The organism is Acinetobacter sp. YH12255 (assembly GCF_013417355.1).
Lineage (GTDB): Bacteria > Pseudomonadota > Gammaproteobacteria > Pseudomonadales > Moraxellaceae > Acinetobacter > Acinetobacter pseudolwoffii.
The window spans coordinates 1-10,956 of sequence record NZ_VPEC01000058.1 but is presented as its reverse complement, the minus strand read 5'-3'; the positions used below and the strand labels follow the sequence as shown (position 1 = coordinate 10,956).

Sequence of the window (10,956 nt, the reverse complement as noted above, 5' to 3'; positions counted from 1 at the left end):
GCGTGGATTTAGGAGAAGTTGCAACTTTTCTAAAAAGCTTGAAAATCATTTTAAAGCCTTTGATTTGACTTTCTTTTACCTTAATAACGGATTTGTTTAACGCCAGCATACTTTTTGAAACACCACCACATTTTTTTTGTTAGAGCCGACAACTCTTTGAAAACTAAATTTAACGGTTCGCTCAGGAGCATCCAAATTAACTGGGTAGTTTTGTTTTTCTAAATACAGATGATCTCCTAACATTGGCTCTATACCAGTAATAAAATTAACAATTTGTTGCTCATCACCTTTCATTCGGCATTGAAAATGTAGAAAATTCTTACGCAGTTTTCCAAATAATAATAATATTTTAAGCGCCTTAACCATGTTCTTTTCTTTCAGTGCATCTTGCTGCCTATCATCTTTATAATGAAAATCAAGGAGAGGAATTATTTCATCTGGACGAGTCAGTTTTTTAGCCTTTTCGTAAAGTTCATCAAACCAACTCTCTTCTAAATTCTTACTATAAACATAATTCGTTTTTAAATTAAATTTTTGGCGATCCATCCATTTAGTGCTCATCCATTGACATCGTTGCATCCATTCTTGAGCTTGGGTATCTTCGCTTAAACGACCTTCTCTAAAACTTATCAAACGTTGAAAAGGTGTCAGAGTACTCTTCTCTATACTAAACTTCTTTTCTTGTCGGCCAGCCATCGTAACTGGCTGTGTTTGCTGATAAGAATTAAACCATTTCTGCTGCTGAGTATAACGATTTAGGTTTATGTAGTCTGTACTTGACTTCACTGGACTAAAACACTGTTCTAATACTTTTTTTGAAATGATACACGGCGAATTATAAATTCGATCGACTGCTAATAAATCCAAAACATGAAGGTAATTTGAAGCCGTTTGCTCAATACTGCTATGCCCCATCCAAGAGGCGAGCACCTGCCATTTATGTTGAATAATCTCTTCTTGAGCACGTGCTTTCATACCAAACAATAAATCCCTCATCTTTTTTGCTTTTACCCAAGGACAATCTGTGTAGGTCTTGATCATTTCTTTTGAACCGAGCAAAGTTATTGCTAGATAGTTAGCAGCACTGTGGCGTAATGTATGAAAACTAAAGCCATGATGCATACCTAATATTTGACTAAACAAATCTACTGTAATTTTGCTGATACATTGATCAGTTAATACACGATGATTCACACTAAAAAGTAGATCATCCTGCTGATTAACCAAATATTGCTCATAACGATGTTGTATGTAACGTTGTACTACTAAAAACTCATGTTCTGACAATGCAATTTTCAATGGTATTTGACGATTCGCACTTCGCGTTTTCAGACGGCGATATGAATTGTCTTGGATATGAAGCGTGATATTATTAAAAACTGTATTTTCTTTTTCTTTATAAAGTAGCTCTGGGCAAATAATATCTTGTATTTTAAGACAACGAACTTCATTTAATCGAAGTCCAGTTCTATAACTTAGTAAATACATCAGCTTTAAACAACTCAGATGATCGACCCACTCTGATGCCGTTGGCTCTTGACTTAAATTTTCTAGTTTTTCCAATAATTTGCCAAATAGCAAAGGACTCACTAGCCGTGCATTGCAAATTTGTAAATGCTTAAAACTTGAATTCTGTAACACCAATACCCCTGGAGCATCATAATTCTCTATACAGAATTGATGAAAATCTTTTAGGCGACCAAAACGGTATTCTGCGCTTTGGTGCATCTTACGAGAGGTTTTTCCTTTCACCGAATCTCGTTGAACTGCTTTTTCATCACGTTCACTGCTGTATTTCAATAGCTGCCGATATAAATCCTCATAGTCATCTATGGATTGTTGCTTTAAATCTAATTTATTGAGCCAAATCTCAAATATAAATTCTTTGCCAAACGATCCTAAGTAGCTTTCAATAGTTGATAATTGAAGCCCTCGTTTTTTTAAATGCATTAACCAGTGAATTAAGCGTAGTTGAGCATCAATTAAAGACTTTTCCTCCGTATTAGCATCAACTATCTTCTCCTCTAACACCCTTCTAGTTTCTTGCCAAAAACGTAGCGTGCGTTCTTCTTTATTCCTCTTTTTATCTAAACGCTCAACTTTTTGACCTTTACGTTTCTTTTGACCAAACAACATCAACTCATACGGAATCGTTTGTAATTTGCTTTGAACAGTCGGAACTTCAGGAAGTAACTGCTCTTGTTCAAAATGAATAGGGCGATTATCTGGTTCTGTGACTTGATTGTAATCATTATTCCACAGCAATCTAAATTCGGATGGCCTTAAAGCAACAGTATTAATCTCTTGCTGAAGCACATTACTCAAAAATATATCTATGCTGAGGTTTGGATTAAATTCGAGTACCATTTGCACATCATTAAATGCACGAAATCCACGGCGTTTAATTTGATATTGCAGATCCCCAAGACTTTTTTTCCTGCCTATCTTACTCAAGCTTTCTAAAATACAATCTTCAACTGAATGTTGCAGACAAAATTCTTTCTGAGTAGCTTTCAACTTTTTTAAATATTGCAAAATGAACTGCGCATATGGGTTAAAAAAAACATGTTTCCATTGGTACAACTTTCCCTGTTCTACATCGTTGCCATATTGAGAGTTTTCAACACGATAATGTAGTAACAATGGATTAGTGATTTTTTTGTAGTCCGAATGGTATAACCGAAAACAATTCAGATCTGTACCAAGCTCAATGGCCTCCTGCAATTGCTTCTGAATAGCAATCAAATGCTGTTCATCTGCACAGCCTGAAATATATATAAAACTTAAGCATAAATTTCCCCATAAGTACTTTGGTTCATTCCAATATTCAAATGAATCTTGCCAATACTGCCTTAATTCCTTAAGTACATGGATATGTAGATGCCCCTGTTCTAACCGTGACTCTGTACTCTCAATTTTTCTAGGCAGTACGATCCGTTTAGTATGTGGATTTAGCTTAATTCTGTATGATTTTTTATCTACATTCTGGTTGAATTGCTTCCTTCTTTTATTAAATTCATCTTCAGTAAATTGCATCAGTTTTGATTGTTCGTCTCGGCTCAACTTTTGACTCAAACAATCAACACTATCTTTAATGTCATGCCATTTTTCAGCGATCTGCTGATCAAGTTTTTGCTGCATTTCTTTCGTCAATACTTCAGGTGGAGAAGGCTGTCTATCTAGCGACTTTTTCACCATTTTATGAATATCAACAAATAGATCATCTAGTTGTGGTTTTATTAGTTCTTTGATTTTTTGCATACAACTATTTTCGCTCTAAGTGTTTAATCGATAAAGATTTGACATTATCTTGCAATTGCTGGCGGGCTTGCTGTACATAGACATTCGGGATAAGTGAAGAATGCGGATGAAAAGCCTCTCGGTCACGTTGGTCATGACCATACAGGGCCTGAATTAAGTGAAAAGCTAATGCTGGTTTACCCTCTTGCTGCTCATGCATCAAAAAGTTCATGTCAAAATGACGTAACCAATTCGAATACATATTCTTTGGAAAGACTCCTTGCATATATGAATTCACCCATTTTCTCGATAAAGGGATTAACTTAATTTTCCTGCTCTGCCATTCTTTGACAGTTATCGGCAAGATATCTTTACTAAAAATGACCTTACCAAAAAGATCATTTACAGTTATCTTCTTCTTTGCAAAGACTTGTCTAAAAAATGAACCGTACGCTTCAATAATTTGTTCTAAAAAGGCAGTGTAATTTTGCAGTGTTTTTATGAAAAAATCAGATAAAGGGATAAAACGACCATCTTTTCTTGCTTTACTATTTTTTTTATCATTCACATATAAAAGCTTGAGCTCAACACAATAATCATCCAAATTCCCCAACAGGTTTTTTTTAGGCCGACTTGCCAAACTCAACAAACTGATATGCCACATCCAACACGCATATGCATTAAGTTGATTAATAATGTGCTTATCTTCTTGGATGTTTTCGTGACAATGTCTATGTAAAATATGGAATTGCTCTTTCACAAAATTGGGTTCAAGTGCCAGTTGGCTCCCTATCCTTCCTATAGATAATGCAGATTGTACTTTGAATTGTTGTTGCAATATTTTTAGTTCAGCCGTGTCTTCAGTAAAATGTGTGGAATGTGGTGTAAGTGCTTTTTCTAAAAAGGCTAGATATGTGCTACTGAGTTGAGTTTTCGGTAGCCCGCCATAATAGATACCAGGCATGTGATGCTGACTATCCCGCCCAGCAATTACATGAGCAAGATATTCATTATATGTTTCATAATATATATGAAAATATAATTGAGCCTGCAGTTTTTCTACAGTGATCGAACCTACAAACCGATTATCAAGCCAATTCTTAAGTTTCGTATTAATGTGTGTTGATGAAATTAGTGGATTCGATGCTTGTTCTATATAGTCAAACCAAGCAGAAGGTAAATGTAGTTGATGTGTCATCACTTCATTCCACCGCACATGATTTAAGCTCTTAATCTTCTGCTCTGTAATTTTAAGATTTAATTTGAGTAAATATTCGCGACGTCTACTTGAACCATTCTGGATCAAAATTCCATCTTGAATAAGCTCGTTAAAATCCATCAGTGCGACGGGTGATAATCCCGTCAAAAGTGACAATAAACATGCTGCAGCGATTGCAGCATCCCTCCAGTGCCCGGATAACTCGGTTCTCAACACATAAACAATTTGCTTCAGTATATCTGGCGCCAAATAATGTGGATTTGTAACAAAAGGAGCATGACGGCGCTGGCGATGCCGCATTAGATGCGTCGCATTATCGCTGAGTATATAATTTAAATTTTTAGACTTTTCATCTTCTGAATAAAACTCCATTTCAGGATCTAATAGATCAACTTCACCCTCTTCATCTTTGTGAAGAGCGGCATCATAAATACTGATCTTTGCGTTATGTCCAATATCTACTTGCTTACCCGTTTTAATTTCACGAAATTTTTTGAGTTCATTTTTCGTCGGCCATTGCAAAACTTTACTTTTTTTTGACTTACGCTGACGATGAACAACACGACGATCATCAAGTCTTTTAAAAATTATTAATAGAGCCGATAAATACTCTATGGCTTGTACTTGTTTGAAATCTTTAATATTAAAAAGTTGATTACGATCCTCCTTTTTCAAGTTACGTTCGTACATGACATAGCGATTTAGTAGCTCACTGCATTCTTGAAATAATTCAGCATGATTAGAATCCAGAACATATCGTGATACATAGCGAAAGAGATCACAAACATGTTTTTGCTTATTCTCAGCTTTATCAATTTTTGCAAATTCTTGATACTGCCGATATGTTAAAAAACTCGCTTGTAGAATCAAATAACGTTCAGACGACAGCTCTTGAGTATTACTAGTAGTCGGGCATGCAAAATAACTTAAAGAAGCTAGATAATAATATTTACCTAATTGTCTAGAACTAGATATATAGCCATATATCTGTTGTGCTTCCTTATATAGAGCATGGGCTTTTTCACGTAAATCATCTGATAGATCGACAAATTGTGTATTCACAACATGATTGCGTAATAAACAATAATCTTTTTGGAATTTTTCTGCTAAATCTAAGAATTGCTCTTCTGTTTCAATCTTTGGCATATTCGCTTTCGCTTAATTTTTTATCAAATTGCATTGGTTAAATTCATTACGATCTGAACAATTTGGTAAAAGTTGATCTTTTATTGAACTCTTTGTCAGCTTAAAAAATCTAGCAAAAAATTTAGCATCCAGCTCTTTCTGAGCTTTTCTCTCAAAGCACAAGTGTTGCTGTGATTTTTCGATAAAATCATCAAGATTATGTATCAACTGTAAGATTGCAACATAATTAGAATGTACACGTAAGCATGGCTCCGTTTGCATTAATAGCAATATTTTTTGCCAAATTTTCACATAGATTATTTTGAACTTTGCTTGTACTACTACTTTCTGGCTCTGTTTAATCTTTTTGATTTTCAGTAGTTCTGAGTTAATTTTTACTATCTTAAATTGAACATTTTGTCGCTCAAAGCAAAAGGGCATGATAAATTGCCCCATAAATATCTCTATATTTTTTACTAAATAGTCAAATTTTAACATTTTTATCGATATAAAAAATGAGCATATCTTTGTATATTAAAATTCATTTAATTTATCAACTAAATTTTCTCAAAATTACAATTATCAACAAATACATATGGTTTACTTATCATGGGTGGTCTAAATTTTAAAAATTCTTCCACTTTTTTTTAGTTTTCTGTTATTACATGAAACAATACCGTTGTATTACATTTTGAAATGCTGTGTATGCAGCATTGATCAAAAAGATTCTCTGCTATACTTACTTCACGTGTAGCATCAATGGAGTTTCGAAATGCTCAGAACCACTGAACAGAAAAAAAAATATATTCAAGCGACACGTGCGCAAAACTATCAAGCCAGCCTAAAGCTTGAAGGCATTACAACGACAGCTCAAACAACTCAACAAAGTAAAGCTGAAATCTTGCAAAAATATAAGAAGTATTCGCAACCCGAAACTTAGTCAGGTGCATGTATGGATAAATATGGGGAAATGGGTGACAGCCTGTATTGTTACCCTGGCACAAATATCCTAAAGAACAAACTCAATATTCATGATGAACAAATTTTAGAACAAGCTGAACTAGAACTGTCTGGATTGGCAAGTAACTTAATTGAATATGCTGAACCACCTTACGACTTACAATACTTAAAATCAATTCATGCGCAGCTCTTTGGCGACTTATACGACTGGGCAGGAAAGTTAAGACAAATCGATATTTCCAAAGGTGACACCCGTTTTTGTAATTTTTCCCGTATTGAAATTGAAACCAATAAACTACTCAAACCGCTTCAAGAAAAAAAATACTTTCAAGGCTTAGCACCACAACAACTGATTCCTCAACTTGCCGACTTGTATTGTGAGCTTAATGTCATACACCCATTCCGTGAAGGTAATGGACGTACACAACGGATTTTCTTTGAGCATCTGATTGCTCATTGTGGTTATGGTATTGATTGGTCTCGCATTGACTCTCAACAACAATGGATTCAAGCCAATATTGAAGGTTTTTATGGTAATTTAAATCCATTAATTAAGATTTTTGAAATATGCTTTATTCAAAATACCTAAAATTTAAGTAGTCGAAGCCCACAATCCTTAATGAGCCATCATCTTTGCTTCAATCCACTGATTAATTTCCCAAATAAACCAACAATCACGATTCTTAGAAATCTTAATACTCTTCGGGTAATTTAGGATCGTAATATTCAGATTACTTATCCAGAATTGAATAGATCGTTAACTTAGATAGACTTTTAAGCAATGTAACTTGCCGCATGTTTATCAACATATGTCTCAAAAAAGTCTGCCCATACATAGATTTATGGCGTTTAGTGCTTAAATTTCAGATTAATCTTCGTCTGATGACCTGAATGGATGTTACAGATTACATGCAGGTGAATTACTCTGTGGCTGTATCATGGCTTTTGTGCAATCCAATCCATTTGATCCGAATGTTCTCTTTTGCAATAAAGCAGCCTCTTCTGCTTTTCCTGAACCAACGAACTATGTCATTGATTTGATTCAACCGACAACAGTGATGCTGAATCAAATCTCCAAAGAAGGGATTAAATGCAAGAAATGTGGTAAGAAAAAGATAGGGGATGGAAGTTATTATCCGTCTAATTGGAACCAGCCCATGAGTCGAGATCAGTTGAGTAAGAATCATTTTAAATGAATAAGAGAAGGATGGCTTACCTCACTTCTCCGAATAACAATGCTATGCTTTTCAACCAAGGTTATAAATTGGCAACTACATTTCATTCTTCTTCATGCTGGTCCTATAGCCTGTAGACAATTACTACATCATTTGCATTCAATGCTCAATACAGCCTGTCAGCAGAACCGCAGCGATACTTTTTTTCGTGCATACATGTAGTGTTTAAATCCATTCATTTTTCAATGATCCTCTGCCGTTTATCACATTTATGGTCGATCTTTAACCTTGTGAAAAATGCACATACCGATCCCTTCAAACTGTCAAATTTATGTATGCATGACATTTAAAGAAAATTATCTGATCAATTTTTTTAGGTAAAATTCATCAAGAAAAAAGTTATTATTATTCATAATATCACCAATAACCACATAAAAACAATAATTTAATAAATTATTCTTCCAATTTTTTTATATTTAGTGTTATTACCTCTAAATCCATGTTTACCACCTTCTATTACATAAGTAATTTAGAAGTATCCACGATATAAATTGCTTGCCCTCACACCTCTCCCCTCTCACGCCCAAAAAATTTATACTGAAAGGCAGATTAAGCCCGTTCGAGTTACATATAGCCGCATGCTATATTGAAAGCATTAAGAAAATATCCTCAATATTTATAGGATTTTTAAAGTATGAACTAATTTTCGAAGAACCCTTTCTAAGTAATGTGACCTATTAGGAAAAATGAAAATACTGAAATCTCCGTATCAACAATCAGTCAAAGTACATCCTGATGATTTTCTGTAACCGATACCCAAGGACTATACCTACCCTTCTGATGTGCTGTGCAACAAAGCCCTCCTTAGCCACACTATAGCTATAGATTAATTCCATTATTTTGTGATTTAATTAAATTATTCATTCTTAAGACCCAATTTAATGGATTTATATTTCACTAAACCAGAAGAAGTTGTGACTCTTTTAGGTGAGCGTTTACGTAAGCAACGACTCTTTCTGGAGATGTCTCAAGCTGAGGTAGCAGCACGCGCTGGTGTCGGCGTGAATACAGTTTCGAATCTTGAAGCGGGACGAAATGTATCTGTTGAAAATTTAGTCCGTATTGCAATGGTCTTGGGTCGATTAAACGAACTTCAGGAACTATTTAAACCTCAGCTTAACAGTGTGAATGACATTCTTCGCTATGAGAGTCAAAGTAAGCGCCACCGTATTAAGAGGAAGGGATAATGCTCAATAGACTTAATGTTTATTACAACGGTTGGGGCGAATCATGGTTATGGGGAACGCTGATTAGTTCAACAGCCACGACAGGTAGACCCACCATTGCTTTTGAATATAGTCCAGAAGCAATACAGCAAGGTGTTGAGCTCTCTTCTTACTTGCTGCCTTTAAAAGGTCTACCATTCAGACAAGGTTTTCCTACTCATCAAATGGGACTCCCAGGTCCAGTCTATGACGCTTTACCAGATGGTTGGGGCATGATGTTGATGGATCGATATTTCAAAAAAATTGGCTTAAATTCAGCACGAATTGGACCTTTGGAGCGTCTGACCTATATTAGTAGTCACGCAATGGGTGCCCTCTCCTTTGAACCTTGTGTTGCTGACATGCAAACCTCAGAAAATATCCCTTTACAACAACTGGCCCAGGAAGTTCAAGAAGTACTCAAAGGTGAAGGTGGTGAATTTCTACAGCATTTATTGGTCATGGGTGGCTCCCCTCAAGGTGCCAGACCAAAAGCGTTGGTTTACCGAGATCCTGTCAATTTAGAGTTTTCGACTCAAGATTCTGATCAACATGAAGCCTGGCTGATTAAGTTTCCTGCTCAGCAAGAGCATCCTGAAGTCTGCGCCATTGAAGCCGTCTATGCAGAATGTTTGCGACTTTGTGCAATTGAGACTCCAGATACCCATTTCTTTAATTTGCCCAATGGTTTAACGGCTTTTGCTTCTAAACGATTCGATCGTCAAAATGGTATGCGGATTCCAATGCAGAGTTTGGCTGCATATACAGGAGCAGACTATAAAGTTCCAGGTAGCCTAGACTATCGCAATTTTCTCCGGGCAACCTTGATGTGTACGCAAGATGTACGAGAAAGATTGCATGCTTTTAAACGTGCTGTGTTTAATGTGCTTTTCAATAATCGGGATGACCATACTAAGAACTTTTCATTTCTCATGGAGAAAAATGGTCAATGGAAATTGGCTCCAGCCTATGATGTGACCTTCTGCGAGGGTCCAGGTGGTTATCATCAAATGGACATTATGGGAGAAGCGCTCAATATTTCCCGAAATGACATACATAAACTCGGTACTTCAGAAGCTAATCTGACTACTCTAGAAGTCGATGAGATCATCTTGACCATGCGTGAAATTGCACTTCAATTTAGTCAAATTGCGCAGCGCCTGTATCCCCATCAAATTCGAGAATCTACCCTACAGATGATTCAATCACGGATTCAACAGAATATTGATTTTTTAACTGAAACCTAAGCGTAAATATAAACTAAGCGCCAACCATCAACTGCAAATAGACTTTGATATAGTTAGTCGCTACATAATCTGTAGAACCTGTGAATTAGCTCTCTTTATAATCACGAATATTAGATGGATCACCGCTAAGATATATTCTGCAAACGTGAAATCACTACATCCAGATCGAAAATCACTAAGAAAAAACTGTCACCAAAAAAAGGTCTGCACTATGGATAGATGCAGACCAAACTCTGGATAACTACCAGCACGAGAAATATGTCGCAATTTTGCATAGACATGAATTTGATAAAATCAGCCCAGAAAGCCAGAAATTCATAAAAACTATTTCATCAATCCCCTATAACTTAATCACGTTCATGGTCGATCTTAAATCTTGTGAAAAGTACTCATGCTGACCTAGCCAAACTGTAAAACTCATGTATTCATAGCCTTTAAATGAATCTTTCAATCGGTATATTTAAGGTAAAAACTAGTAATCAGAAGTTATTATCACCCCCATATAAAACAAGGATCAACTTAAAAACAATAACTTAGTAAATTATTCTTCCATTTTTTTTATATTTAGTGTTATTACGAAACTACAGCTAGTTTGTGTGTAAGCGTCCGCTGAACCCCATGCCTATTTTTTAATTTTGGTCGGATTTCCAGCGGTGTGGCAGTAATTCTTCTATTTGGGTCACTTTATGTGTCGGCAGCCTTTTCAGCACATCACTGAGATAGGC

The 10,956-nt window shown here is 35.7% G+C and carries 9 protein-coding genes and 1 pseudogene; 6 read left to right on the top strand and 4 right to left on the bottom strand.

Translation table 11 applies throughout. The annotated features are described in order from the left end of the window. Positions 1–100, top strand: a pseudogene (locus FTV30_RS14365) (IS1 family transposase); the annotation flags it as partial. Here the strand turns inward: FTV30_RS14365 and FTV30_RS14360 are convergent. From FTV30_RS14360 to FTV30_RS14350, 3 genes are read right to left on the bottom strand one after another with little or no spacing between them, the layout of a single operon-like run. Next, positions 97–3,261, bottom strand: coding sequence for a site-specific integrase (locus tag FTV30_RS14360; RefSeq protein ID WP_180001813.1), 3,165 nt, complete (start codon positions 3,259–3,261; stop codon positions 97–99). The pseudogene FTV30_RS14365 and the gene FTV30_RS14360 sit on opposite strands and share 4 nt — an antisense overlap. Before the next feature lie 4 nt (positions 3,262–3,265). Beyond that, a complete protein-coding gene (locus FTV30_RS14355; protein ID WP_002058482.1) occupies positions 3,266–5,605 on the bottom strand; it encodes a hypothetical protein in 2,340 nt (779 codons plus the stop codon). A gap of 12 nt (positions 5,606–5,617) precedes the next feature. Beyond that, the gene (locus FTV30_RS14350; RefSeq protein ID WP_000911011.1) at positions 5,618–6,082 is read right to left on the bottom strand and encodes a hypothetical protein; all 465 of its coding nucleotides are present in this window, start codon (positions 6,080–6,082) and stop codon (positions 5,618–5,620) included. 274 nt (positions 6,083–6,356) lie between these two features. Here FTV30_RS14350 and FTV30_RS14345 point away from each other — a divergent pair, with 274 nt between their 5' ends. The 5 genes from FTV30_RS14345 (at position 6,357) to FTV30_RS14325 (ending at position 10,231) form a co-directional block, all read left to right on the top strand. Then, positions 6,357–6,524, top strand: a complete 168-nt coding sequence (locus tag FTV30_RS14345; RefSeq protein ID WP_002125865.1) for a YhfG family protein — start codon at positions 6,357–6,359, stop codon at positions 6,522–6,524. A gap of 12 nt (positions 6,525–6,536) precedes the next feature. Continuing rightward, the gene (locus FTV30_RS14340) at positions 6,537–7,133 is read left to right on the top strand and encodes a putative adenosine monophosphate-protein transferase Fic (protein WP_004658347.1); all 597 of its coding nucleotides are present in this window, start codon (positions 6,537–6,539) and stop codon (positions 7,131–7,133) included. A gap of 349 nt (positions 7,134–7,482) precedes the next feature. Next, a complete protein-coding gene (locus FTV30_RS14335; protein ID WP_004726728.1) occupies positions 7,483–7,740 on the top strand; it encodes a hypothetical protein in 258 nt (85 codons plus the stop codon). Between the two features lie 920 nt (positions 7,741–8,660). Beyond that, positions 8,661–8,966: a helix-turn-helix domain-containing protein gene (locus FTV30_RS14330; RefSeq protein ID WP_000366814.1), complete on the top strand. Its 306-nt coding sequence runs from the start codon at positions 8,661–8,663 to the stop codon at positions 8,964–8,966. Further along, positions 8,966–10,231 carry a type II toxin-antitoxin system HipA family toxin gene (locus FTV30_RS14325; RefSeq protein ID WP_000934717.1) on the top strand — a complete coding sequence of 422 codons (1,266 nt, stop codon included), beginning with the start codon at positions 8,966–8,968 and terminating at the stop codon, positions 10,229–10,231. The genes FTV30_RS14330 and FTV30_RS14325 overlap by 1 nt, the downstream gene beginning before the upstream one ends. 629 nt (positions 10,232–10,860) lie before the next feature. Here FTV30_RS14325 and FTV30_RS14320 read toward each other — a convergent pair. Then, positions 10,861–10,956, bottom strand: a 96-nt coding sequence (locus FTV30_RS14320) for a transposase domain-containing protein (protein ID WP_151760394.1), incomplete at its 5' end; no start/stop codon positions are given.

Excerpts from the sequence above, each read along its gene's own strand:
- FTV30_RS14345 (WP_002125865.1), top strand. The coding sequence starts at position 6,357 with ATGCTCAGAACCACTGAACAGAAAAAAAAATATATTCAAGCGACACGT.
- FTV30_RS14355 (WP_002058482.1), bottom strand. The coding sequence starts at position 5,605 with ATGCCAAAGATTGAAACAGAAGAGCAATTCTTAGATTTAGCAGAAAAA.
- FTV30_RS14335 (WP_004726728.1), top strand. The coding sequence starts at position 7,483 with ATGGCTTTTGTGCAATCCAATCCATTTGATCCGAATGTTCTCTTTTGC.
- FTV30_RS14340 (WP_004658347.1), top strand. The coding sequence starts at position 6,537 with ATGGATAAATATGGGGAAATGGGTGACAGCCTGTATTGTTACCCTGGC.
- FTV30_RS14325 (WP_000934717.1), top strand. The coding sequence starts at position 8,966 with ATGCTCAATAGACTTAATGTTTATTACAACGGTTGGGGCGAATCATGG.
- FTV30_RS14350 (WP_000911011.1), bottom strand. The coding sequence starts at position 6,082 with ATGTTAAAATTTGACTATTTAGTAAAAAATATAGAGATATTTATGGGG.
- FTV30_RS14330 (WP_000366814.1), top strand. The coding sequence starts at position 8,661 with ATGGATTTATATTTCACTAAACCAGAAGAAGTTGTGACTCTTTTAGGT.
- FTV30_RS14360 (WP_180001813.1), bottom strand. The coding sequence starts at position 3,261 with ATGCAAAAAATCAAAGAACTAATAAAACCACAACTAGATGATCTATTT.